The sequence below is a fragment of the Colwellia sp. MB3u-4 genome, from assembly GCF_014077065.1.
In the GTDB taxonomy this organism is placed as follows: Bacteria; Pseudomonadota; Gammaproteobacteria; order Enterobacterales; family Alteromonadaceae; genus Cognaticolwellia.
This window is the reverse complement of sequence record NZ_JACGVE010000068.1, coordinates 108,448-134,296: the sequence shown is the minus strand read 5'-3', so window position 1 is coordinate 134,296 and position 25,849 is coordinate 108,448. Positions and strand designations below refer to the sequence as shown.

Below are 25,849 nucleotides of genomic sequence, written 5' to 3'. Positions count from 1 at the left end.
TTTATCATAAAGATAAATCAAGTAATCGGTCAGTGAGCTCTATTTCACCTGACTGAATTTGTGCAATGCCTTGCTGCATTTGGTTTTGCCAAGCGCTATCATTCCAGATTTCAAACTTTCTCAACTGACCGACCAACATCAAGTTTTTTTTCAAGCCTGCATGTTGACGCAGTGGGCCATTAATTAATAAACGGCCACTTTTATCGATTTCGCAATCTGAGGCATTACCTAATAACACTTGTTGTAATAAACGCTCTTGTGGATTCATACTCGACAATTCACAAAGCTTTAATTCTATTTCTTCCCATTCGGGTAGTGGATATAACAATAAACACGGATGTTGAATATCTACAGTGCAGACCATTTTTCCTTGGCAATCAGCAAATAGCTCCTCGCGATACCGCGTAGGTATAGTGATCCTATTTTTGCTGTCGAGTGTTATTGCACTAGTGCCTCTGAACATAATCTACTTTATTATCCACTTTAATTGTTTTGGGATCACCTGCGATCCACTAATTCCCACTTTTTACCACATTGTTACAGTTTAGTGAGTAAAGTAAACTTATGTCAAGTAAAGTTTTTGCAAATCCATAGCGCTGAATGCCTGTAAATAAAGGCTTTGAGGGAAGTGAATGAAATTGTGCACTTTTGTGGATCTGACGCCCAATGTAGACTGAAAATTAATTTTTTGTAACTAAAAAAGTCATTCTAGTGTCAACAATTAGTGACAATAAACCCACTTTTTTCATCTGGCAAAAATCTGCCTATTCAAGTGGCGCGGGTATATAAGTTAAAGTTTTCGCCCTTTAACTTGATCGCTAGTTTATCACCTAAGGTAAATAGTTCTGGGCTATAAAAGCTCAATTGTGAGAAGACTAGTGCGCTATCTTGGTCAATACTACTGAGTAAATAGTGATAGCCTTGTTCGGTTACGCCGATATGTTCAACGATGACATTACTGCCCTGTTGTTCGCACAACTCGATATTATTGGGTTTAACCAATAATTGGTAACTAAGTGTCGAGTCTTTCTTGTTGTCTACTGGTGCATTAACGATAGCACTAGGCACTAATTGGCCAATTAGGCTGGTTACTTGCGCGTGATTATAATCCGCCAGTAGTGCTACCGGCAGCCAACTCCCCAGTTGTAAAAAGTCAGCTACTTGCCAACTATTAGGCTGCTGGCAAACCTGAGCAGGAGGGCCAATTTGTAGCACCTTACCTTGATGCATAACGGCAATTTTATCCGCAAAGGTGAACACTTCATCTTTATTATGAGTAACAAAAATAGCGGTCATACCCAAACGCTTTAATAACTGCCTGATTTCAATCATTAATTCATTACGTAACCTAGCATCAATATTTGAAAAAGGTTCATCAAGTAATAATAAGCTAGGTTGTGGAGCTAAAGCACGGGCGATAGCGACTCTTTGCTGCTGCCCACCAGATAGTTGATGCGGGTAACCTTGTCCAAACTCAGTTAATTCAAGTAAAGTCAGTAACTCTTTACAGCGTTTTGCTTGCTCTGTTTTTGTTAATTTTTTCAGGCCAAAGCAAATATTTTCATTAACGCTAAGGTGAGGGAACAAAGCATAGTCTTGAAATATCATCCCGATATTACGCTGTTCTGCCGGCAACATGGCTGCAGTACTGATTTTTATTTGCTGATTATTGCTGGTGTTAATTTCAATGGTGCCGGCACTTTGTGCAACAAAACCAGCTAAGGTGTTTAGTAAGGTTGTTTTGCCACAACCACTGGGGCCAACCAGTCCTAATATTTCACCTTTAGCCAATGATAAATCAACTTGCGTTAAAATCACTTTTGTTTGTAATTCAACGGCTAAATTTTCAATATTAATCAGTGGTTTCACTGGGTGTCCTTCTGGCGGTTGAGAATAATAATCGGCAATAAGCCAAACAAGACAATTAAGATAGCGCCTAACGCGCCCTGCTCTAAACGTTCATCTGAGATAAGCTGATATATTTGCGTACTCAAGGTTTCAAAGTTAAAGGGTCGCAATAACAGTACCGCAGGTAACTCTTTCATGGCTTCAACAAAAACTAACAACCAAGCCACCAAAATAGATGATTTTAATAACGGTAGATGAACACGAAAAATTGCTGACAAGGTAGTTACACCTAAGCTCGCTGGTGCTAAATCAAGTGATTTTGGAATTTGCTCTATACCCGCGCTAATAGTGCCGTTGGCAATAGCTGAAAACCTGACGATATAAGCAAAGACAATAGCAAAAACAGTACCTGACAATATTAATCCAGGCGCGGCAAAACCTAACGCCTTAGCCACGTCGTTAATAGCATGATCTAATGGGCCAAAAGTGGCTAGCATGGCCATTGCAAGCACAGTACCTGGAATAGCATAACCAAAACCAGAAATTTGCACTGGCAACATCCGAAACCGGCTTTGATGTAAACGTTGAAATAAAGCCAGTATCAAGGCAATGAACGTGGCGATGGTCGCTGTATAAGTCGCAATTTCAATACTGTTTTTACCGGTAGCAATTAATGCAACAAGCTGTTGATAATCGGCATAATCTATCACCATTACTAGCAATAAAATAACCGGCAATAAAAAACCAGCAAAGACTAAAAACCAACAGAATATACTGCCAATGATTTGCTGAGCAACACTAAGCTGCTTACGCTGGTGTTGGGTATTTGGCCGGCTTGATTGATGTCGCTGCCCCGCTCTAGCGCGTTGCTCTGCAACAACAATAAATAAAATAAATAACATCAACACACTGGCTAATGCGTTAGCGGCAGCAAAATCATTGTAGCCAAGCCAAGTATCATAAATAGCTGTGGTTAATGTACTGACAGCAAAATATTGCACAGTGGCAAAGTCGGCTAATGTTTCCATAGTGACTAGCGCTAATGACACGGCAATAGCCGGACGAGCTAAAGGTAAAGTCATCTGAAAAAAACTTTGTCGCTCGGTACAACCCAATAACCGACTTGCTCTTAACAAGTTACGGTCTTGTTGCTCAAAAGCGGTGCGTGTCAACATGTACACATAAGGAAACATGACCAAGGCAATAACAACGGCTGCACCACCTAGGGTTCTAATATCAAAAAAGTAATAATCATTGGGTGATTGCCAATCAAACCACGCGCGCAATAACCGTTGCACAGGGCCAGCATAATCAAATAAATCGGTATATAAATAAGCGACTAAATACGCAGGCATTGCGAGCGGTAACATCAGCAACCATCTTAACTGCTTGCCCATAACAATATTAGTTTGGCTAATAAGCGCGGCTGCCGGCACACCAAAGCAAAATGATAACAAGGCCACCAACACTCCAAGTACCAAGGTATTACGGATATATTCAGGTAATACCGTCGCCCATAAATGGCTAAAAAGATCGCTGGACGCATTAATGCTGCCCAATAACATCACCACAATTGGCGACATTAAGGCTAAAGCAAAAAACCAGCTGAAGAATTTCCAACTGGTGTTTTTATTACCGGTGAGCACGAGGCGAGAACTTAATGATAAGCGCTATAAATCAAATTTTGCTTTATCCAGTAAAATCAAAGCGGCTTTACGGTGTTTAGCCATAGTTTCTAGCGGTAAACTGTCGGCTTTGAACTCTCCCCAAGCAGCGACTAATTTAGACGGTTTTACCCCTGGGCGTACAGGATATTCCATGTTGGTTTCCGCATACATTTTTTGCGCCGGCGCTGATACTAAAAAATTCATTAATGCTAATGCATTGGCTTTATTTGGCGCATATTTTGCCATCGCCATGCCGGAAATATTAACATGGGCACCACGATTATTTTGATTCGGGAAGTTAATATAAACCGCCTCAGCCCAAAGCTTTTGTTTTTCATCTTTGAGCATATTACCAAAGTAATAACTATTACCTAACGAGATGTCACATAAGTTTTGATGAATGGCTTGCACTTGTGCACGATCACTGCCTTGTGGTTTACGCGCTAAATTGGCTTTAAATTTTTGTAACCAAGTCAGCGTATCTGCTTCACCGTGTTCTGCAATCATAGATGCCACTAAAGCAACATTGTAAGGGTGCTTACCACTGCGTGTACAAATTCGACCTTGGTATTTTTCATCAGCAAGATCTTCATAATTGAAGTCAATTTTACCTAATCTTTTTGCTGAGTAAATATTTCGTACCCGTGTAGTTAACGCATACCAAGTATTGTCAGCCGCTTTAAATTGCGCAGGAATTGCCGCACTTAATTCAGCAGATTGAGCCGGTTGTAATAAGCCATTATCTTTTAATTCAATTAAACGGCTAATGTCTGTGGTTAATAAGATATCTGCCGGACTGTATTCACCTTCACGTGTTAGGCGTTCGGCCATACCTTTTTTGGCAAAAACCACATTAACCTTAATACCGCTTGCTTTAGTGAATTCATTAAATAGAGGTTCAACCAGAAACGGTTGACGGTAAGAGTAAACATTAACCTCGTCAGTTGCTGCCACATTAAAACTTGCCGCTAAAAGTGCAACTAATACCAAAGGAGAAAACCAGATTTTATTCAACGTGAAGCCCGCCTAAATAATCAAAAATTTGATGAATTTATATTTTCTGCCAGACTAATCAAGATACTGATCACTGTCAAGGTTTTTGAGAATTATTCTCATTCAGCTTTCATGCGATTTTTCCTAAAATCTTACTAAATCAGAAAGATAAAAAGTTGTTCAGGAAAACTCATCAGCATGACCACTTATCTATTGGTTATTGGCTAACTTTAGCCTGTAAAAAATCCTGAGCTGATGCATTGAGGCAACGATTAGAAATATAGTGTCTAAATGAATTATGACTAATTAACCAACCCTGATCTGTGGGTGTTATTCGCTCTATATCGCTAAATTTCATCTTGTTGTCGTTATAAAATGACGATATATGCACACTGTCTGCATCAATTTTTAAGCTCACCTCAGCTTTCGCCACTTTACTTAACATCTGACGTGCCACCCACCAGGCTTTTTTATAGCGACTGCTGACAACCTCTAACAAGCCTAAAGAGAAAATAAACCAAGCGGCATATGGATTAAGTTCAGAAAACATCACCAACAATGCACCTATCAGTAGCAAAAATGCGCCTTTACGATATAGCACAACGAAAGTTGGCGCGGGTACCGATTCATCATAGCATTCACTAAAATGAGATTTGTCTAATTTAAATGTTGTTTGGTAACTAAAGGGCTGAGTCATATTACAGTTATGTTTAATGAAGTTACCCGCATTTTACCAATATTTTGGCATTATACCAATGCCATTAAGTTGCTGATTTTGATGTGCGCAGGAAAAATAAACTAAAGCGGTTCACTTTATTTCTAATCTGGCATTTATCCCTGCTCTACTTCAGGAGCCAGTGTCGAAGTTAGGCTAGGAAATCAGCTTAAAGGGTGATTAATAAAATCACGACTAAAGCTGTTGATTTATCATCCGCTTTATCAACATAACTTTGTTAGCATAATAGCAGCCGCGAACAAAATTTAGGCAACAAAAAACCGCGTTAAACGCGGTTTTTAAAGCAAAATTTATAACAAATTAGCCGTTGATATAATCAACACCTTCTTTGATATCAGCTTTTAATGTTGCAAGCATGTCATCTTTTGCTTTTTGTTCAAATGCACTTAGCTCGCCGTAAGGTAATATTTCAGCAATACCATTAACACCTAAACGAATTGGGTGAGCAAAATATGCCGCATCGCCGCCTTCAACGTCTACGTAAGCGTAATCAACAACATCTTCACCTTGTAAACCTTTAACTAAAGATAAACAAAAACGAGCAGCAGCAGCGCCCATTGAAAGTGTAGCAGAACCACCACCCGCTTTAGCATTGACTACTTCAGTACCGGCATTTTGAATGCGAGGTGTTAAAGCCGCAACTTCTTCATCAGAGAAAGTCACACCTTGAACTTGTGAAAGCAATGGTAAAATTGTGGTACCTGAATGGCCACCAATTACTGGAATTTTAACTTCACTTACGTTCAAGCCTTTTAATTCAGCAATGAAAGCTTCAGAGCGAATAACGTCAAGCGTTGTAACACCAAAAACGCGGTTTTTATCGTAAGTACCGGCTTTTTTGAAAACTTCAGCAACAATTGGCACAGTACCGTTTACTGGATTAGTAATAATACCGACTAGCGCTTTAGGGCAATTTGCAACAATGCCTTCTGCTAAGGTTTTAATAATACCGGCATTAACAGCAAATAAGTCTGCACGGTCCATACCAGGTTTACGTGGCATGCCGGCTGGAATAATAACAATATCAGCTCCAGTAAGGGCACCAGCTAGATCATCAGCACCAAAACCAGCAACTTTTACTGCTGTTGGGATGTGTGATAAGTCAACGGCAACACCTGGAACAACTGGTGCAACGTCATATAAAGATAACTCAGAACCCGCAGGTAATTGAGTTTTTAATAGTAAAGATAACGCTTGGCCAATACCACCAGCAGCGCCTAGCACAGCAACTTTCATTCGATGTCTCCAGAAATTTGAGTAATTACGTAATAATTTGTCGGCCAAAAGATATAGTAAAAATGGCCAAAAAACAATGATTTTACCAAACAGATTAACTTATTGTACAACTTAGCGCCTCTGAATGAATTTAGCTCAAGCAAAATATTATATAGATAATTATGCTTGTATTTACCCTCTGAGTCGCCTGACCTAGGGTATTCATTTAGCGGTATATTAGATTTATTTTCAAGCTTATAAGTTTACAACTAAATACCCAAAGGGCCAGTTTATAAGACTTATGTTCGGTATTATTAATTTTAATAAAGATCCCCACACACAGCTTCCATCTTGAACTATAAACCTGTGCCTCTAACCTTTCATACTCAATAACTTAGCAAAATGGCTATAACCCTATACGGTTAAATTTGTTTTCTGCACGACTTAACCTAGCCGGCTCGGACTTAAATTAACTTAAATTAACTTAGTAAACTTAACAGACTTAATAGAGTTGGTAGACTGAGGATTATTAACCTGTATTGCCTTATAAGGATAACGTATAATAAAAATTATGAAATAATACTTAGGTCTTAAGTAGGTATTATATATCAATAATAGTCGACCCTAATTTTTATCAAGTAGTGGACCTATATGAGCGGACAACAAAAACAAGAAGCTTTAGTACAAGCATTCAAAGATTTATTAAAGCAAGAACAATTTAGTTCACAAGCTGATATTGCCGAAGCCTTAAAATCTCAAGGCTTTGAAAATATTAGTCAGTCGAAAGTATCGCGTATGCTAAGCAAGTTTGGTGCGGTACGAACCCGTAATGCCCGACAAGAAATGGTTTATTGCTTGCCGGCAGAATTGGGTATGCCTACGGCTAAAAGCCCACTCAAACAATTAGTACTCGATATTGAGCACAATGACGTTATGGTGATTATTCGAACGAGTCCTGGCGCGGCGCAATTAATCGCGCGCTTGCTCGACAGTTTAAGTAAAAGTGATGGTGTACTTGGTACTATTGCTGGTGATGATACTATTTTTATTGCCCCGACTGACGTTAAAGCAATAAAAAAAACCATTGTTAGGCTTGAAGCATTATTTTTGAAAAACTTAACTTAAGTCTTTAATTCAGGATGGGGTTTACTTATTAGGTTTACTTATTGAGTTTAATTCTTAGGTTTAATTAGGTGTCGCTCAACGCTATATTTATCTGCCAAACAATATAGCGTTGGCACTAAAATACCCAGTATTAGTGACCAAGCTGTGCCAAAACATTTAAGCTAGGTACAAAAAATGCAGCCCCCGTTTCCGCTTGTGTATACTTGAGTAGATGATCACTATGGCCATGAGCATCACCAGCAATCATACTTTTTAGCATTAATTCAAAAGGCTCAGGCGAGTGACAATAAGCGACGAAGAACAAGCCTTGCAGCTTCATATCACCGTACGGCATACTTTGGCGTAATATTTCAAGGCTATTCCCTGCACTGTCTTTTAAATTAACCCGCTTAATATGCGAAGATGGCGCTTTATTTTCTTCTGAATACTCATCATTGTTCACTTTAGTACGTGAGAAAACGTCTTCTTGTTCTTTAACTTCCAATGAGTTCCACAAATTTAAGTTATGGCGATAACGCTGGATATGCAGATAACTACCCGCAGAAAATTCGGCATCTTGTGCGTCGGTGATCAGCGCAACACGACGACGGTGATGGCCTTGTGGATTTTCAGTGCCATCAACAAAGCCGGTTAAGTCTCGGCCATCTAAAAAGCGAAACGCTCGAACTTGCTCAACCAATTCAACACTATCTGCTAATAACTGACAAACTTTTGTCGCAACAATATGATTTACGTCAGCTCGGTCACCACGAATTTCGATATAAAGATCATAGTTATTTGCTGGAGCGGTGCGGTCTTCTATCGCCATTTCTGGAAATTGACGTAAATGCTTAGGCCGTCCTTGCGGGTAAAGTTCATCCCAAAAGTTTGTGCCAATCGCAATAACGCCCGCTAAATTGGCTTCTGAAAAACGGTCAGCATATTTATCAAATAAGGCGGGTAAACGCGATAGTGCTTTACGTAAAAATAAATTTTTATCATCTAACGCATTAAATAATAAATAATATCCGTGAAGGCTGGGCTCTGCACAAACACCAAACTGCTCTCTTGCCATCTAACAATCCACTCATAAACATATCGGTTAATAACTTAATCTTACACACTTTATGACTAATGGTAGTAGAACTTTGATAAATATTTCAAACTCTTGCTCTGTTATAAATAATCAAACTGAGTGTTGAGCCATTAAAATAATAAAAGCCTGTGTAAGTTAAGACACAGGCTTTTTAATGTTTTAATCGCTTTATTAACCTAAGTTATTTAGCCACGAGTAAACTCTGGATAGGCTTCCATACCACAATCAGATTGATCACAACCTTCATATTCTTCGTCTTCGCTGACTCTGATACCGATAACTTTTTTCAGCACAAACCAGACTACAAAACTAGTAGAAAACACCCAAACAAAAATGGTTGCAGCACCAATTAATTGCCCGCTAAAGCTTGATGCACTATTGGTTAACGGCACTAATAATAAGCCTAGTAAACCAACCACGCCGTGTACTGAGATAGCACCCACCGGATCATCAATTTTTATTTTATCTAAGCTGATAATGGATAACACCACCACAATACCTGCAATAGCGCCAAACAAGGTGGCCTGAATAGGTGTCGGTGTTGATGGCTCAGCCGTAATGACCACTAGCCCTGCCAAAGCACCATTTAACGCCATAGTTAAATCTGCTTTTTTAAAGAGCAATTTAGCTAGAACTAACGCCGAGATTGCACCTGCCGCTGCTGCTGCATTGGTATTTAGAAATACCATAGCGACTGAGTGTGAACTCGCAATATCGCCAAGTTTTAATACTGAACCACCGTTAAAGCCAAACCAACCCATCCATAAAATAAAGGTTCCTAACGTTGCCATTGGCAGGTTTGAGCCTGGTATTGCGTTTATTTGGCCATTTTTACCGTATTTACCTTTACGTGCTCCTAACAGTAAAACACCCGCTAATGCCGCAGCTGCACCTGCCATATGTACGATACCCGAGCCAGCAAAGTCAGAAAAACCCAGTTCAGAGAGAGTATATAAACCAAAAACAGCATTACCGCCCCAAGTCCAGCTACCTTCCATTGGGTATATAACGCCAGTTAACACGACCGCAAAGGCTAAAAAGGCCCATAGTTTCATGCGCTCAGCTACTGCACCAGAGACAATTGACATAGCAGTGGCAACAAAAACTACTTGGAAAAAGAAATCAGATGCCGCGGAATATATTGCTGCACCGGTAAAGCCATCTTCTCGTGCTGAAAAGTCTTCTAATACCTTGGCGGGATCTACCGTTTCAATACCTGATAAGAACATGCCGCCGCCATACATAATGTCGTAACCAACAAATAAGTACATCATGCAAGAAATCGCATAGAGCGCGACATTTTTAGTCAAAATTTCTGTGGTATTTTTGGCTCGAACTAAACCGGCTTCTAACATGGAGAAGCCTGCCGCCATCCACATTACCAAGGCGCCACAAATGAGGAAATAAAAGGTATCCATTGCGTACTGAAGTTGAAAAATATTTTGTTCCATGATTTTGCTCCTATATCGCTTCTACGTCTTGTTCACCAGTACGAATTCGCACGGCATGCTCAAGGTCATAAACAAATATTTTGCCATCACCAATTTTACCGGTATGTGCTGCTTCTGCGATGGCATCAACTAACCGTTGCACAACATCATCATTTACCGCAATTTCAAGTTTCACTTTCGGGAGAAAATCTACTTGATATTCAGCTCCCCGATATAATTCGGTATGCCCTTTCTGGCGACCAAAACCTTTTACTTCACTGACCGTTAGGCCTTCAATGCCTATTTCAGAAATAGCCTCTCTGACGCTATCAAGCTTGAATGGTTTTATAATTGCACTTACTAGTTTCATGTTGTTATTCCCTAATTATTATTAACTAATACTTATCAATCTTCATGCCAATTAAAATACTCTATAAAAACAATAAGATAGGAATTTACAGCTTGATACTGCCGCACCACGATAGTGCGTATGAAATTTATTTGTCAGCTACTGGTGCAATATTTTCAGCAAGAAAAATTAGCCCCTCTCCATTAAAACAGAGCTAAATGAGTAAGGCTTAATAGCTATATTTTTGTACAAACTGATATGTCAGGCATTAATGTAAAAACTAAAGACCTAATGGCATTAAGCTAAAGGGGGAGGTTTCAGTGAGGTATTCAATGAGGCATTAAAGGCTGATATTAAGCAGAATTGTTGAAGTTTTCAGTGAGGGATTAAAAGCTGATACTCAAGCAGCCGTTGAGGTTTTTTAAAACCAAAAGGTCATTAAAAAAACATCACCGCTAGCGCTTTATTAATGACTAGAGACTGGTATTAAGACTTATATTGATGCATGTAAAGTATCAATATAAGTTGTGGTTAATGTCGCTATAAACAATGAAATGGCATAACCATTAAAAAATCATTGCTGCGCCTGGATTGATAATGGCTAAAATACTTAAGCGCTCAAAGTCACAAAAATTGATCGCCTCTTGTATCGTGTTTTCATCTATCGGTAATTGCTGCAAGGCATCTTCGCTTAATAACAACTCAATAGGGTGTGAGCTAAAATCAAACTGACTCAACATAATGCGTTTTGCTAGATACAAGAGTTTAATTTCATCTGTGCTGTAAGAGAAATCGCTATTATCTTGATTACGAATAGGTTCGATAATGCTGTACGGTAATTGCCATTGCTTTAAAAGTTCAGCGCTGCATTCACCGTAAGTAAAACCAAGTTCATGATGTTGCTTTTCCCAAGGGAGCTGTGGTGAAGAAAAATTGTTAGCCGCTAATATTTTTTCTGGCGATATTTGCTGAACAACAAGCTCACCCAAGTTATGTAGTAACCCGATAATAAACAAGCGTTCGGCATTGGGGATATTAAGTTTGCTACCGATATATTTGATAATGAGCGCACAATCCACACTTTTACACCAAAAGTCATCTAAATAGTCCTGTTCAACATTCACTTTTTTAAAGGTGCGGTTAGTAAAAAAAGCTATCACTAAATTATAAACTTCAGTAATGCCCAACACGAGTAAGGCTTTAGAGATAGTATCAATTTTTCCTGGATAATTAAAAAATGAGCTATTAGCAAGTTTTAAAATGGTTGCCACTAATGCCGGGTCCAAAAGAATAACATCAGCAATATCGTCAATCGTTGACTGTTCATCATCAATCAACTCTTTAATGCGGACAAAAGAATCTGAAAGTACAAATATTTCACCGGCTGCTTTTGCATAATCGTTCACATTCTTCATAATGATCCTCACATCTCTTTTATCGCTATAACTCACGTAGCGGTAAAATTAAACCGCCCCGTAATAGTTAAAAATATAATCTATCCTAGGTAAATTGATTATCCTTGGCAATAATTAACTTACCTGCAAACTAACATGATATGACGTAAATTTACGTAAATTAATCACACCCGTTTCAAAAATCAAATATTGCCCTTTTATCCCGAGTAAAACACCTGAAACTTCGGGCGTTTTATCAAAATTAAAAGATGATATTTTTGTTAAATATTGCTTAACGGGAAAATGCAAGTTAACCACATCCTCATCCAACTCAGTCACGGCATCAGTACCATATTTTAAGCTAACACTTGCCAATTTTTCGGCGATTTTAGGCTTGAGTTCTTCAGCAATGACTTTTAAATCTATCGCTTCTGCACTGCCTTTAAGCATCGCCCGCCAATTGGTTTTATCCGCAATAAATTCAGCTAAAGCAACTTCTACTAACCCTGATTGTAAGCGAGTGCTGACTTTAAAGATAGGTAATGCCTGAGTAGCACCCTGGTCAATCCAACGCGTTGGAATTTGTGTATGACGGGTAATGCCAACCTTTAAACCTGAGGTATTGGCGAGATAGACATAATGCGGGATCATACAATTACTTTCGCCCCATTCTGGCTCTCGACAAGTGCCTTGTTCAAAGTGGCAAGTTTCTGGTTTCATGATACACATGTCACATTGCGCAAGTTTTTGCATACAAGGAAAACAATAACCTTGAGCATAACTTTTTTTGACTTTTCTGCCACAATGCTGACAATCTATATGACCACTAAAATTCAGCGTTAGGTGCTTGCCTATTAGGGGATTTAACTCAACTTCTTGCTCACCGAGCACCATACGGTAATTTACCGTACCATCTGCCGCTAAATCCGCACGCATTTTGCGTAAAGCACCTGTTTCTGTTTGCAACATATCTCAACCTATTATTTTTTCAGGTGGCAATAGTATAAAAATCACCAACTAGCAGCCAGTATTAATTCATTTTTATCTCGAATCTCAACAAAAAAATTGCGAAAATGCATCATTAGCTCTCTGATCAGACTTTATTACTATGTGGTACGTTTATTTTCTTCGTTGTGCCGACAATAGCCTTTATGCGGGTATTACCACCTCACTTGAACGACGGGTACTTGAGCACAACGAATGTAACAAAAAAGCGGCAAAATATACCCGAGCTCGCCGTCCGGTAACTTTAGCTTACGCTGAATCTCAACCAAATCGACAGCAAGCAAGTCGTCGCGAGTATCAACTTAAGCAACTTAGCAAACATAATAAAGAACAACTCGTTTATAACTATTCGATGCAGCTGTTAGCTTAAAGGCCTTAGTTTTACTGGTCTGCTTTGTCAGTTAAATATTAATAAGCTTCGATTTTGACTAAGCATACTGATAGAATAGCACCGATTTCAATAGCTTAAAGTGATGACAAGACTCCATGTTTTTAGAGAATTATTGCCGAATTTCGGATGATAAAATTAGTTTCACACGTCAACAGGCGAGTGATTTTGCTAAACAAATTGCTGACGATTTTAATCCTCTACATGACATAAACGCTAAACGCTTTTGTGTTCCAGGTGACTTACTGTTTTCATTAATATTAGAGCGCGCAGGATTGCACCAAGAAATGAGCTTTAGATTTTCTGGTATGGTCACAGACGCCACTACCTTAAATATTCCAACAGAAATCAACAGCACCGCGCGTATTACTGACGATAAACAAAAAGAATATTTGAATATGTCGGTGGCCGGTAATTGCACAAAAAACAGCCAATCGATTGAAGCGTTGACGCGCGCTTATGTTGAATTTTCAGGACATACTTTTCCACATATTTTGGTCGACTTAATGCAAAAAAATAAGGTGATGATCAACCCAACTCGCCCTATGGTTATGTACGAAAGTATGTCTATTAAACTGGATAATCTTGATTTTCAAGATATCACCTTACGTTTATCTTCAACCACTTTAGCGATAGAAGGCAAACGCGGTAACGCCTGTTTATCATTTGATTTAGTTTCACAAGAAAAAATCATCGGCCACGGTAAAAAGTTCATGCTACTAAGTGGCTTGCGAGACTACTGCCAAGAGACCATTGATAGTATTGTCACGCAATATAATCATACTAAAGCCCAGTATATCGCCCAGAAAAATTAACACTATATAATAAAAGTGAGTCATTGATATTAAAACTAATGACTCACTTTTATTAGCGCTTAAATTAAGCACTATGCAAGCCGTTACAATCACATCTCACCTGCTATTAACGACCTAATTTTCTCCCCAACCAAGACAAACCTTGATCTGTTTTTACTGCTGCTTGACGAAAATAGCGCTGGCTTTTTTTTAAGCCTATTTTTGCCCACGGGTATTCCAAACTTAACATCGCTAAACCCAGCGGTATAAAAATCACCGCAGGGCCAGGCAGTAAGATAAAAACCATACCGAGCAATAAGCATAAAAAACCTAGCATAATGCTTGCGATGCGCTTTATTTTTAATAGTCTATTTTTTTGCATACTTTACGCCCTCTTTACTGTTAACTTGTCTATAAGCCTATTTAACAATCCTACTTAACAAGTTAAGAGCAAAAGCCGTTCCAAAAATAATTATCATTAGTTATCAAATAACTAAATTCAAAACACCTTGAAGTCATGAGACTCAAGTGGTGTAAAAGACAATCAATTAGTGAATATTACAAACACAAGCTTAATTGCTTTTTTCAAATTCAGTTTGTTGGCTACGCTTGTCTTCAACACATTTAGCAAAATCTTGTATAGATTTTGGTCGAGCACACTTTTTCGCTGGTTGATAAAATACCAGCCAAGCCTGTAACTGTTCACCTTGATATTTTGAACGTATCACTAGAGGGTTATTGCTAGCAAAAGGCACTAAAGCTTTACTATTTTTGTATAGCTTAAGGGCAGCGGATTGACTACGGTTTTTATTTTGTGCTTTCTTACTAGCGAGCTTTTGCTTTGATTTCTTCTCTCGCTTAGACTTAGACTTACCTTTAGCTTTAGCTTTAGCTTTAGCTTTAGACTTAGCTTTAAGTTTACCGGTTTCACAGCGCCACCATCTATCGCGTGCTTTAGCTTCTTTGCTCGACAAACTATGACTGCGTTTATGTGTATTGGCTTGGCGTTGTTGCGCTTGAATATTATCGAGTTTTTGACGATAGTCTTGGCAGTGTTTTTTCCCCGCTGTCGCCAAAAATGAAGCGCATAAAAGCATCAACATTAGGCTACAAAGCATTATCCGTTTCATCGACTATCATCCATTAAATTCTATTTTATGCAAAAGTGTAGTCAACATTGAAAAAATTTCGACCTTAAATAGTTGTTTTCCTAAAGTATTGTTTAAGTGTTTTTTAAGTAAGTAAGCAAACGAATAGCCCAAAATACTGAAATGCTTCTATACTGTCTTTAAAATTTCCCAAGATATTCGTTTTGATCATTTGGGCTCAGATACTAAAAAGGAACAAGGATGTTTCAAGCAACCACATATCAAAAAATTTTCTGCTTTAACTTTTTAATCTTCGTATTGCCCTGCGTACTTGCTCAGCAAGCAAACCTAGAAATAAAAAAGCTACAAAAGCCTCGGCTACAGCTTGCTACTAAATATCAGCAGAGCGCGGTTATTGAAGATTACTGGGTAAGCGAGAAGTTAGACGGTGTACGCGGATACTGGACTGGACAAAAACTATTAACCCGCAATGGTAATGTCTTGTCACCACCGGGTTGGTTTATTAAACATTGGCCTAACATACCTATGGGGGGTGAACTTTGGAGCGGCCGAGGACAATTTTCCCAAATCAGCGCCTGTGTTCGACGTAAACACTCAGATGGAAAATGCTGGAAAAAGCTTAAATTAATGCTTTTCGACTTACCCAATCACAGCGCTGATTTTACTCAGCGTATTTTGACCATGAAGCAATTGATAGCAAGTAATAGCTCGCCTTACCTCGCGATGATTAAGCAAAAAAAGCTAGCCAGTAATATGGCCTTGTATGATCTGTTGGATGACACTGTTGCTCATAATGGCGAGGGCTTAATGCTGCACCTAGCATCAGCAAATTATCAAAGTGGCCGTAGCAAGAACCTATTAAAACTAAAAATATATCAAGACGCTGAAGCGCTAGTCATTGCGCATACGCTAGGTAAAGGAAAATACCAAGGTTTACTGGGCGCCGTTAAAGTAAAAACCCCCGAAGGTATCACTTTTAAAATAGGCACAGGTTTTTCCGATCAGCAGCGCCAGCAACCACCTAAAATTGGCAGCATAATAACCTATAAATACATTGGTAAAACACAACGGGGTGTGCCAAAATTTGCCAGCTTTCTTCGCATTAAAAATCAACATTAGTCGCACAAATCAATTTAACCAATCTAAGGCGCATTCAATTATGGAGTTTCATTTATGGCTATCACTCGTGGTTATTTGTATTCTTGGTGCCCTTTCACCAGGCCCAAGCTTGGCCGTAGTGATTAAAAACACTTTAAATGGTGGTGCAGGCCAAGGTTATGCCACCGCCATCAGTCACGGCTTAGGTGTGGCGTTATATGCGGCAATAACCGCAACAGGTATCGGCCTGCTTATCGTGCAATCACCCATGTTGTTTTCAGCCATCAAATACGCTGGTGCGGCTTTTCTTTTGTACTTGGGTATTAAAGCGCTAATGAGTAAACAACAAAACATTCAGTTTGTCCAACAAGGTAAAACAATAGATCCAACCATTAATGGTTGGCGAGATGGTTTTTTGATTGCTTTTTTGAACCCTAAATTAGCGATTTTTTTTCTCGCTTTATTTAGTCAGTTTGTTGATCCTAACGCAGGTTGGCAGCAAAAAGCTGTGATGACCGCCACTGTCGGCATTATTGATATGCTGTGGTATGTCATTATTGCTTTTATGATGTCACGCGGGCCTATTTTAGAAAAATTAAAAGCCAATAGTCATCTGGTAGACAAGGTTACCGGTAGCTTTTTGATTTTATTGGCCGCACGCGTGGTGTTAAATTAAGACTACCTAAAGTGGACAAATGTTCACTAGCTGAGACAAATAATAATAAGGTTTGCTTGACCCTAAACTAGACAAGCAAACTAGACAGGAAAAAATTGAAATTTATGCGCTCGGTTTATATATAAAATACAAGCATTTAAGCCCTTTACCTTGATGCGCTTCTTTAAATACTGCGGGTGTATTAAGTTGATATTGAAAAACGCACTCAGGGCATTCTCTTGCAACCTCAGCCATTAAAAAATCCACATTAAGATCAGGGGAGTTTAAGCACAACAATACATCACCATTATCTGACATTAGCTCAGGCAAGCGACGAATAATTTTCTTATAGTCTCTGACAATATCAACACTCCCTTTTTGAAAAGATGGCGGATCGCACACTAATAACTGATACGGTCCATACCTTTTCAGGCGTCCATAAGACTTAAAAATGTCAACACCTTCAAAAATAACTTTACTGAGATCTTGTTGGTTTAATCTGTGGTTTTCTCGACCTTTAGTTAATGAGCTTTTGCTCATGTCAACGTTCACCACTTTACTGGCGTTACCAGCCAATGCCGCAACAGAAAAAGCACAAGTATAAGAGAATAAATTTAATACCTGCTTATTTTCACTATGCTTTTGAACCCAGTCTCGGCCATTACGCATATCCAAAAACAAACCCGAATTTTGCGCTTTACCTAAACTAATATGGTATTTCAAACCATACTCCACAGCACACAAGTCAGTGACTTCCTGCCCCCAGAGCAATTCACATGGAGCAAATTTACGGCAGCGGTATTGCACTTGAATTGATTGACACTTATCGCTCAAAGTCTGTAAAGCCGCTACTTGTTCTGCTAGCCAATGAGCTTCAACTTCTTGATATAAACTGATCAGAATTACGGGTTCAAACCAATCAACATTGACATGTGACAATGTGGGGTATGCATGGCCACGGCCATGAAATAGTCGCTGGCTTTCACTAAAATCAGATACGGAGATAAATTCAATCATTATAAGCAGCTCTAGCTAGAAAAAATAAGGCCGGATAATAACAAATTATCCGGCCTTAAGTCTTATTTAACGTGTTTTATTCGTCTTAAATTATGCTTGCTTACCAAATGGTTAAAAGCCAAAGATGCTATATCCAAAGAACTTTTGCAGCACGGTATTAATAAAGATAGCAAAAACAATAACAGGGATAAAAGTACCTAAAGAGAAGTTAATATACTTTTCGGCCCAAGATCCTATATAGTTTGCATTACCTCTCGCTAGCTCTTCAGATAAATTAAGTTTCTTCCAACGATAGCTAACAAATACACATAATAAAAAGCCATTCAAGGGTAAAATAGTCTCGTAGAAAACATCATATACCACATCAAAAAATGACCGAACGCCGCCAGCATATGAGGTAAACTCGGTAAAGAATGACACCATACCAAACGACAAGGTAGCAAAAATAGTGAGTAGCCCAGCACTCATCAATAATATTGACAATGCTTTCTTACGGCTGTGTTTTTTCTCTGTGACTAGATAGGAAACCGGTACTTCTAAAATTGACACTAGTGAGGTGATGGCCGCAAAGAAGACTAAAGTGAAGAAAAATGCCGCAACAGCACTCGCGCCGATGTAACCGATTGAGCTTTGTAATGCTAAAAATATTTTAGGTAAAAAGGTAAAAATTAATGACACTGAACTATCACTTAATTCAGCTGGATTAACGTTGGGATTAAATGAAAATACCGCGGGTAAAATCATTAAGCCAGCGATGAATGCTACCGCAGTATCGGTCAGAGCAACAAGTTTTGCGGAGCCAACAATATCCGTTTTACGGTCAATATAAGAGCCATAAGTGATCAATATCCCCATACCTAGAGACAAGGAGAAGAATGCTTGTGACAAAGCGCCATTAATTACCGATGGGGTAATTTTAGCAACATCCGGAATTAAAAAGAACTCAACACCTAAAAGCGCATTCTCTAGTGTTAGGACATAACCCACCATAATCAGTAGCATAATAAACAAGGTTGGCATCAATATTTTTGAGGCGCGCTCAATGCCATCTTTAACACCCGCCACAAGAATAAAGTTAATAATGGCTGCCACGACAATCATACCCAAAAATAAGTAGGGGCTATTAACAAACTCACTAAAGCCGTTATTACTGGCTAAATAATCTAAATTACCGCTTAGTGTTAGCACAAGATAGCCAAAAATCCATACCGTTATCACCATATAAAATACAGCAATCATAAAGGGCGTTAACACGCCAAGAAAACCTGCTGCTCCCCAAGCTTTACTACCGCCACTCAACGCTTTGTAAGCCCCCACCGGTTCTTTCGCGGTTTTGCGGCCAACGGCCATTTCAGCAACCATCACAGGTAAGCATATAAGTAAAACAAAAACAGCGTACATTAATAAAAATGCACCACCACCGTTTTTGGCCGCATTCACTGGAAAGCCAACCAAATTACCAATACCAACTGCAGAACCCGCAGCGGCTAAAATGAACCCTAAGCGGGAACTGAAATGCTCTCTTTCTGTACTCATAAGTATCCTTCGTTGTATTTTTTTAGGGCTAATAATTATAATTTTTTACTTCACAGCGCCCGTTTTTATTGAGGTAACTTTTATTAACTGATCGATGCTAGCAGGCTTCTTTAATAAAGTCTTGTTTTTAACCGCAGCATTTATCGAGTAGCCTGTATAATATTTGTTGCACTTGTTAAGCCCCATTAACCATAAAACTTTACATTCATAATATTGAAGATATTATCGGTTTCTATTGTCGCGAAATTTGCCGCAATTTCTAAATCATCTGTTGATATTTTCAAGGCCTGACATAGTGTTGCATCAATACTATCATCGTAACTAAAAATCTCAGGATGACACGCGACTAATGCCAATCTTGAGGCTAAATACAGCACGTTAACATCTTTATTGAGTTCAATATTATGGGCATTATTATAGTGGCGAATAGGTAAAATTATTTTTTCTGGTAACTGCCAAATTTTAAGTAACTCAGCAGAGACTTCAGCGTAACTAAAACCCAATACCTGTTGCTGTAATTGCCACGGTAATACATCCGCATTATAAGCTTCGCATTGCTTTGCTAACGCGGGCGAAATTTTGGCCACAATAAGCTCGCCAAAATTTTGTAATAAGCCCGCAACAAATAGCCGTTCTATGTCTCGAATTCCGGCGGTAATGGCTAAGTTCTTTGTCACTAAACCACAAAATACACTGAGACGCCAAAAGCGCTTTAAATCGATCGACTGATTTGAAAAGTGCTTAAAGGCTGTCGCGGCTACGTCGACTAGCATCAGGTTGTAGATGGCTTGCGTACCAATAATAGTAATGGCACGTGAAATGGTACTGATCTCACCCGGGAAGCTGTAAATGGCACTATTAGACATTTGTAATAAACGCGATGTCATCGAGGGATCCACACGGATGACATTGGCGAAATCTTCTAGCGTAGAACTCTCATCTTCCATTAAGGCTTTTATTTTAAAACACGCGTCGGGTAAGGCAAAAGAACCATTGGCTTGCTGGGCATATTCAAGAGCATTCATTAATTCATAATTTCCTTATTTAAGCGCTTCACGACTGAATTTAATCGCCCTAATTAAAAGCTTGTCAGTTTATTTATTGCCCAAATGTTGAACCAAAAAAATCATCACTATGCCACTGTGGTCGTGCCACTTGGTTAGCAATTTCCAAACCTATCATCATATTAACCAATGCAAAGTTAGCCGCCGCTTGGTAATTTATGGGTAAGCTGATTTCGTCACTGTGTTGGTGGTAATGATTTTTCAAGAAATCACCAAATACTGCACCACCATCAATACTTGCATCTGTTGATTTAAAACCTGTCATTAAAAAGACCGATGGAATGCCAACCTTAACAAAGCTGTAATGATCACTACGGGTAAAAAGCGCCTGTTCTGGCATTGGGTCTTCACTCAGTTCTATATCGATTTTCTCTGCTGCTGTCGCGACAATTTTCCCCATCGTTGAATGAGTAGAGCCAAAAGCGATAACATCAGCAAAAGGATATAAAATTAACGGCATATCTAAATTCACATTGGCGACTAATTGCGACACAGGTAGGGTGGGATTATGGGCAAAATAACTCGAACCTAGCAAACCTTTTTCTTCGCCGGTCACGACAACAAACAACACTGAACGTTTTGGCTTAATTGGCATTTGTGCTAATAAACGTGCGGTTTCAAGTAAAATGGCCACACCCGAAGCATTATCTAAGGCGCCATTATTGATAGTGTCTTCATTGTCACTATCAGCGCTTATGCCAATGTGATCAAGGTGGGCACTAAAGACAACATATTCGTTTTTTAATTTTTCATCGCTACCTGTAACGGCAGCGATAATATTAGGGCTAGTGATCTGTTCATGACGTGAGCGGTTTTTCAAGGTAACTTGATAAGGCAAAGCAAAACCTTTAATGGCCATATCATTAGTGTCGGCAGCGTAAATATCCGCTAGTGTGCTTGCTGCGCCTACAAATAACGCCTCGGCTGCCTCTGGGGCTATATAAGCTCCCGTTATAATTTTTTCTTGTTTACCAAACGGCATATTATCTTGAGTAAGCCAGCTGACACTTGGCGCTTTTGCATATTGCGCTGATTTTTCAAAACTGCGCACTTTTTCACGCTTGGGACTGTGTATCGTAATAAAACCGATAGCACCATGTTCTGCAGCATGTCGACTCTTCTCCGCATTTGAGCCGATATGTGCACCTTCTTCAGAGGGTAAATCATCAGGTCGGCCGGTTAAAGCAACAACAATTTTGCCATTAACATCAATGTTTTCATAATCGTTATAACCAAACTCTGCAGATATAACCCCGTAACCAACAAACACGGTTGGGGCGGTAATCGCCGTTTCATTTTGTAAGCTTGAGCCTGACATTAAAAAATCGGTCAAAAAATTCAGTTCAATATCGCCCGCTAAGCCATGAATAGTTGCTTGGGCAGAGTCGTCAATAAGATAACTTTTACGAAATCGGACTTGCTGTTCAAAACCGAGAGACTCATTGGTGATATTGCTCCCTTGTGGAGTTAACCCCAGCTGCTTAAAATAAGATTTCACATAGTTGGCCGCAATTTGGTAGCCACTACTACCGGTATCTCTACCCTGTAAGGTGTCATCAGCCAGAAATTCTATATGGGCTTTGATATTGTCAGCATTAACCTCACTAGATAAGTCTTTTAGGTTAATTTGCAAGGGCGCAGAGGTTGGTTTATTACAGCCAAATAGAGCGATGATAGCCAGGGCAACTAGGCTTGATTTTTTGATTATCTTTGATGGGTATATATTCATGGTATTTCATTAACCTCTACCAATTGGACACTTAAATTACTTGCTAATTGGGCAATTAATGCAATCATTTGGTTTTATTATTTTATAATTACATTTTGGCCTATTTAGCAATATACCTGACTAAAATTGGCTAAAAACATCTCAAGACACTATATCGACTGTCATGTAAGAAAACTAGTTCCACATTGCAAAAGCACACGCTGGCTAAACCAAGCAGTGTTAATATAACTTTGCACGCTTGTGCTTGTTAGTCGAAAATAGGTACGCCCGAGTAGCGCTTTACATGCTCCATAACCACATAAGTATGGGTTTGAGAGACTCCTGGCAACTCAACAATATTACCTAATAGTATCCGATAGGCTTCCATATTTTCAAAACGTAATTTTAATAAATAATCAAAGCCACCAACTACCATGTGGCATTCAGCTACTTCTTTAATTTCAATAACCTGTGCACGAAATTTATTAAATATATCCGCAGTGGTACGATCAAGCGTCACTTGAATAAAAGCTGTCATGCCATAATTTAATTTACTGGCATTTAAAAAAGCACCGTAGCGCTCGATATAGCCTTCTTGTTCAAGACGTTTTACCCGCTCTAAGCACGGGCTAGCACTTAAATTGACTCGTTGTGCCAGTGTACTATTTGAAATTCGACCATTCTTTTGTAAAGCATCTAAAATAGTTAAATCGATACGGTCTAAGGTTTTAGGTTTGTTACTTGTCATTTTCAGTCAATTTTATGGTTAATCACTTTATTTACAGCATAAATTACCGCAAACAGCTAAAAAACTCCAACACATTCAAATTTTAGTTCATTTAAATGCAGAGCAAAAATAGCCATTATGATGATAAAATAATTATTTGGCTAAGGTTAGATCTAAAAAATCCACACATAACATCGTTATTAGTGGATTTTTACCGCATTTTTCTTTCAGTACTAAATGCTAGGGTTTAGCTTTGACTGAACAAAAGGCTAGTTATTTCTTCGGCTGGTAAGGGTTTAAAATAGTAATAACCTTGACCATAAACACAGCCCATTGCTCTTAATAATTGCGCATCTGATTCATGTTCAATACCTTCACCCACCGTCTCCATATTTAAATTGGCGGCTAAATCAATAATGGTTTTAATGATCGCTTGATGATTACTTCTTTCGTGTACACTATTAATAAAAGAACGATCTATTTTGATCACATCCATTGGGAAACGATGTAAATAGCTTAAACTCGAATAACCGGTACCAAAATCGTCGAGTAATATCTTCACACCCATTTTGTTCAATAACCGCATATTTTCGAGCACAACATCACTATTGTCTAACAAAGCTCGCTCGGTCAATTCGACACGAATTTGATGCGGTTGCACACCGGTTTTATCGATAATAGCTTGAATATCTTGCGGTAAATGTAAACTGAAAAAATGATTACAATATAAGTTACAACTGACATAAAGTTGATCTGAGCCTGAACTCTGCTGCCACAGTTTGAGTTGTTGGCATGATTTTTCTAGAATTTGTAAATCAATCGCCATCACTAAATTGGTTTCTTCTGCTAGTGCTATAAAAGCATCCGGTAACACAAAGCCACGCTTATCACTCTGCCAGCGCGCCAAAGCCTCAAAGCCAACGATCTTACCGTCAACAAGTTGTACTATAGGTTGAAAGTAAGGCATAAATTCTTGGTTATCAATGCCCTCTCGAATATCAGTTTCCAGTGACAAGGCATTTTGCATTTTTGTATGCATACTGGAGTCAAAGACCTCAAAGCGCCCTTTACCGTTATTTTTTGCGTGATACATGGCTATATCGGCATCTCTGAGCATAGAATCCGCGTTGGTGTAGCGTTCGTCATTAAATAACACCCCTATGCTGGTGCCTATAAATATGGTCTGCTTTTCAATGATAAAGGGTGAAGATAACAAGGCTGTTATGCGATCGGCAATTTCATATGTTCCAGCAGTGCTTTCTATATTTTCTATTAAAATAACAAATTCATCACCACCTAAGCGCGCAACAGTGTCATTGCCTCTGACCACGTCAATTAACGCTCGAGCAATTTCTTTCAATAACAGGTCGCCAGCGTGATGACCTAAATTGTCGTTGACCATTTTAAAGCGGTCTAAATCTAGGAAAAATACAGCAAATTTAAATTCTGGTCGCCGTTTATTACAAGCAATAGCACTATTTAATACCTCAATAAATACGCCTCGATTAGGTAAACCGGTGAGAATATCGTGTGAGGCAGCATGCTGCAGTTGTTTTTCGGCTGCTTTACGCTGTTTAATTTCATCTTCTAAATCGGCAGTGCGCAGTTTTACTTGGTGCTCTAACAGTTCATGCGCTTTGCGCTCATTATCAGTAATTTTGCGACGATTCATCGCTGAGGCCACATGGCGTGAAACAAATCGCAATAACTCAGCATCTTGTTCCGTAAAACATATGGCTTGCTGGTAACTTTGTAAAACCATAGCACCGAGCATTTCACCCGCATGAACTAATGGCACGCCAAGCCACGATACAACATTAACATCCGGCTTAATGGTTTTACCTTGTTGATGTAACGCTAACATAGCTTGCTGGTCTAGCAACACAGTTTCGCCGCTTCTTAAAACTAATTCAGTAAAATGGTTTGACAGTTTTCTTGCTTGATAATTTTGGTCGGTGTTATTACAGCCTTGGTCAAGGAGATAAGCAAAAAACAGTTCATCATCTATTTGATTATATTCAGCAATATAAAAATTTTCTGCATTGATTAACTGTCCAACAATGTTGTGCACCATGTTGTAAAAAGTATCAATATCTAAATCGTGATCATTGGTGAGTTCTGAAATTCGGTATAACGACTCTTGCAGTAACTCCGCTTTCTCTCGATCGCGAATTTGTGCCATTAATTCTTGTGTACGTGCATCAACAGCGGCTTGTAATCGCTCTCGATCCTGTAAGCGCGTTAATGCAGTGACAATATGTTGAGCGGCAAATTCCAGTAAATCTCGTTCATACTCTTGATAGCGCGTTGCTGCAGAGTAACTTTGCACGGCCATAAGCCCGATGACAAAACCATCATGTATCAAAGGTACGCCGAGCCAATCGATGCCGGAGGCTCCAATAGACTTAATTTTTTTCTCTTGCGCTAGTTGTGCAATAACTTCTGGTGTCGCCAATAAAGCTTTTCCATGTTCAATAACATAATTTGTTATTGAACCTTTAAAGTCATCCATGGGGTAAACACCCAGCTCCATTTTGTCTTTCTCATCAATATGATAAACAATCTCTACGGTAGATAATGTTTGTTCATATAGCACGATGTAAAAGTTATTGGCACTCATCACAGTAGCAATGGCGTGATGAACTTGTTTAAAAAATTCACTAAGGTCAACACAATCAATTGATAATTGGTTTAGAGTCAATAAGGTGGTGTAGCGGTCTTGAAGCTTTTGATACTCGTTCAATAATGTAAGAGATTCTTTTGCCGAACCTGTATTTGAATTGGCTAATGTATCTAATGAATTTGTCAACTTTTACACCATACTGCACAGTTAAATGTTTATTATGAGGCTGATTATATATCCCCAAATTTTTTACATACCATTTAAAGTATCAAAAAACAGGCAATACATATAGC

Annotated in this window: 24 protein-coding genes; 5 read left to right on the top strand and 19 right to left on the bottom strand. The window is 38.9% G+C overall.

Features of this window, described 5'->3' with window-relative positions; genetic code table 11:
* Nucleotides 1–4: 4 nt before the first annotated feature.
* From mraZ to mdh, 6 genes are all read right to left on the bottom strand, one after another.
* Nucleotides 5–463, bottom strand: coding sequence for a division/cell wall cluster transcriptional repressor MraZ (mraZ, locus tag H4J61_RS04325; protein ID WP_182183959.1), 459 nt, complete (start codon nt 461–463; stop codon nt 5–7).
* A 305-nt stretch (nt 464–768) separates the two neighbouring features.
* The gene (locus H4J61_RS04320) at nt 769–1,869 is read right to left on the bottom strand and encodes an ABC transporter ATP-binding protein (protein WP_182183957.1); all 1,101 of its coding nucleotides are present in this window, start codon (nt 1,867–1,869) and stop codon (nt 769–771) included.
* The gene (locus H4J61_RS04315; protein ID WP_310649951.1) at nt 1,866–3,494 is read right to left on the bottom strand and encodes an iron ABC transporter permease; all 1,629 of its coding nucleotides are present in this window, start codon (nt 3,492–3,494) and stop codon (nt 1,866–1,868) included. Before H4J61_RS04315 ends, H4J61_RS04320 begins: the two co-directional genes overlap by 4 nt.
* A 24-nt stretch (nt 3,495–3,518) precedes the next feature.
* On the bottom strand, nt 3,519–4,520 hold the full coding sequence (locus H4J61_RS04310) for an extracellular solute-binding protein (protein ID WP_182184088.1): 1,002 nt from the start codon (nt 4,518–4,520) through the stop codon (nt 3,519–3,521).
* 205 nt (nt 4,521–4,725) lie between these two features.
* Entirely contained in the window at nt 4,726–5,205 is a 480-nt protein-coding gene (locus H4J61_RS04305) for a YcxB family protein (RefSeq protein WP_182183955.1), read from the bottom strand.
* A 339-nt stretch (nt 5,206–5,544) separates the two neighbouring features.
* Nucleotides 5,545–6,480: a malate dehydrogenase gene (gene mdh / locus H4J61_RS04300; protein WP_182136607.1), complete on the bottom strand. Its 936-nt coding sequence runs from the start codon at nt 6,478–6,480 to the stop codon at nt 5,545–5,547.
* Nucleotides 6,481–7,110: 630 nt separating this feature from the next.
* Between mdh and argR the strand changes: the two genes are divergently transcribed.
* Nucleotides 7,111–7,584, top strand: coding sequence for a transcriptional regulator ArgR (gene argR / locus H4J61_RS04295; protein ID WP_182183953.1), 474 nt, complete (start codon nt 7,111–7,113; stop codon nt 7,582–7,584).
* A 130-nt stretch (nt 7,585–7,714) separates the two neighbouring features.
* Here argR and H4J61_RS04290 read toward each other — a convergent pair whose 3' ends face one another.
* From H4J61_RS04290 to H4J61_RS04270, 5 genes are all read right to left on the bottom strand, one after another.
* Nucleotides 7,715–8,638: a Dyp-type peroxidase gene (locus H4J61_RS04290; RefSeq protein WP_182183951.1), complete on the bottom strand. Its 924-nt coding sequence runs from the start codon at nt 8,636–8,638 to the stop codon at nt 7,715–7,717.
* A gap of 206 nt (nt 8,639–8,844) precedes the next feature.
* Entirely contained in the window at nt 8,845–10,110 is a 1,266-nt protein-coding gene (locus H4J61_RS04285; protein WP_182183949.1) for an ammonium transporter, read from the bottom strand.
* A 10-nt stretch (nt 10,111–10,120) separates the two neighbouring features.
* A complete protein-coding gene (locus H4J61_RS04280) occupies nt 10,121–10,459 on the bottom strand; it encodes a P-II family nitrogen regulator (protein ID WP_182136611.1) in 339 nt (112 codons plus the stop codon).
* Nucleotides 10,460–11,004: 545 nt separating this feature from the next.
* Nucleotides 11,005–11,853 (bottom strand): HDOD domain-containing protein, encoded by an 849-nt coding sequence (locus H4J61_RS04275; RefSeq protein WP_182183948.1) that lies wholly within the window; start codon nt 11,851–11,853, stop codon nt 11,005–11,007.
* Between the two features lie 114 nt (nt 11,854–11,967).
* On the bottom strand, nt 11,968–12,768 hold the full coding sequence (locus H4J61_RS04270) for a DUF2797 domain-containing protein (RefSeq protein WP_404852059.1): 801 nt from the start codon (nt 12,766–12,768) through the stop codon (nt 11,968–11,970).
* Between the two features lie 172 nt (nt 12,769–12,940).
* On the opposite strand from H4J61_RS04270, the gene H4J61_RS04265 reads away from it, so the two are divergent.
* A complete protein-coding gene (locus tag H4J61_RS04265) occupies nt 12,941–13,207 on the top strand; it encodes a GIY-YIG nuclease family protein (RefSeq protein ID WP_182183943.1) in 267 nt (88 codons plus the stop codon).
* A 116-nt stretch (nt 13,208–13,323) separates the two neighbouring features.
* Nucleotides 13,324–14,040, top strand: a complete 717-nt coding sequence (locus H4J61_RS04260; protein WP_182183941.1) for a DUF3581 family protein — start codon at nt 13,324–13,326, stop codon at nt 14,038–14,040.
* Between the two features lie 106 nt (nt 14,041–14,146).
* Here the strand turns inward: H4J61_RS04260 and H4J61_RS04255 are convergent, their stop codons facing one another.
* The gene (locus H4J61_RS04255; protein ID WP_182183939.1) at nt 14,147–14,401 is read right to left on the bottom strand and encodes a PGPGW domain-containing protein; all 255 of its coding nucleotides are present in this window, start codon (nt 14,399–14,401) and stop codon (nt 14,147–14,149) included.
* Between the two features lie 190 nt (nt 14,402–14,591).
* Nucleotides 14,592–15,149 carry a hypothetical protein gene (locus H4J61_RS04250; protein ID WP_182183937.1) on the bottom strand — a complete coding sequence of 186 codons (558 nt, stop codon included), beginning with the start codon at nt 15,147–15,149 and terminating at the stop codon, nt 14,592–14,594.
* 219 nt (nt 15,150–15,368) lie between these two features.
* Here H4J61_RS04250 and H4J61_RS04245 point away from each other — a divergent pair, with 219 nt between their 5' ends.
* Together H4J61_RS04245 and H4J61_RS04240 are read left to right on the top strand one after the other, a co-directional pair.
* Entirely contained in the window at nt 15,369–16,247 is an 879-nt protein-coding gene (locus H4J61_RS04245) for a DNA ligase (protein WP_182183935.1), read from the top strand.
* A gap of 40 nt (nt 16,248–16,287) precedes the next feature.
* Nucleotides 16,288–16,902 (top strand): LysE family translocator, encoded by a 615-nt coding sequence (locus H4J61_RS04240; protein ID WP_182183933.1) that lies wholly within the window; start codon nt 16,288–16,290, stop codon nt 16,900–16,902.
* Nucleotides 16,903–17,004: 102 nt separating this feature from the next.
* Here the strand turns inward: H4J61_RS04240 and H4J61_RS04235 are convergent, their stop codons facing one another.
* The 6 genes from H4J61_RS04235 to H4J61_RS04210 all read right to left on the bottom strand — a co-directional run bounded on the left by H4J61_RS04235 (nt 17,005) and on the right by H4J61_RS04210 (nt 25,742).
* On the bottom strand, nt 17,005–17,898 hold the full coding sequence (locus H4J61_RS04235; RefSeq protein ID WP_182183931.1) for a class I SAM-dependent methyltransferase: 894 nt from the start codon (nt 17,896–17,898) through the stop codon (nt 17,005–17,007).
* A 111-nt stretch (nt 17,899–18,009) separates the two neighbouring features.
* Nucleotides 18,010–19,434, bottom strand: coding sequence for a sodium-dependent transporter (locus H4J61_RS04230; RefSeq protein WP_182136621.1), 1,425 nt, complete (start codon nt 19,432–19,434; stop codon nt 18,010–18,012).
* Nucleotides 19,435–19,619: 185 nt separating this feature from the next.
* Nucleotides 19,620–20,459, bottom strand: coding sequence for an HDOD domain-containing protein (locus tag H4J61_RS04225; protein ID WP_182136622.1), 840 nt, complete (start codon nt 20,457–20,459; stop codon nt 19,620–19,622).
* 73 nt (nt 20,460–20,532) lie between these two features.
* Complete coding sequence (locus tag H4J61_RS04220) at nt 20,533–22,227, bottom strand: M28 family metallopeptidase (RefSeq protein WP_182183929.1); 1,695 nt, start codon at nt 22,225–22,227, stop codon at nt 20,533–20,535.
* 247 nt (nt 22,228–22,474) lie between these two features.
* Nucleotides 22,475–22,954 carry a winged helix-turn-helix transcriptional regulator gene (locus H4J61_RS04215; RefSeq protein ID WP_182136624.1) on the bottom strand — a complete coding sequence of 160 codons (480 nt, stop codon included), beginning with the start codon at nt 22,952–22,954 and terminating at the stop codon, nt 22,475–22,477.
* 226 nt (nt 22,955–23,180) lie between these two features.
* Entirely contained in the window at nt 23,181–25,742 is a 2,562-nt protein-coding gene (locus H4J61_RS04210) for an EAL domain-containing protein (RefSeq protein WP_182183927.1), read from the bottom strand.
* Between the last annotated feature and the right edge of the window lie 107 nt (nt 25,743–25,849).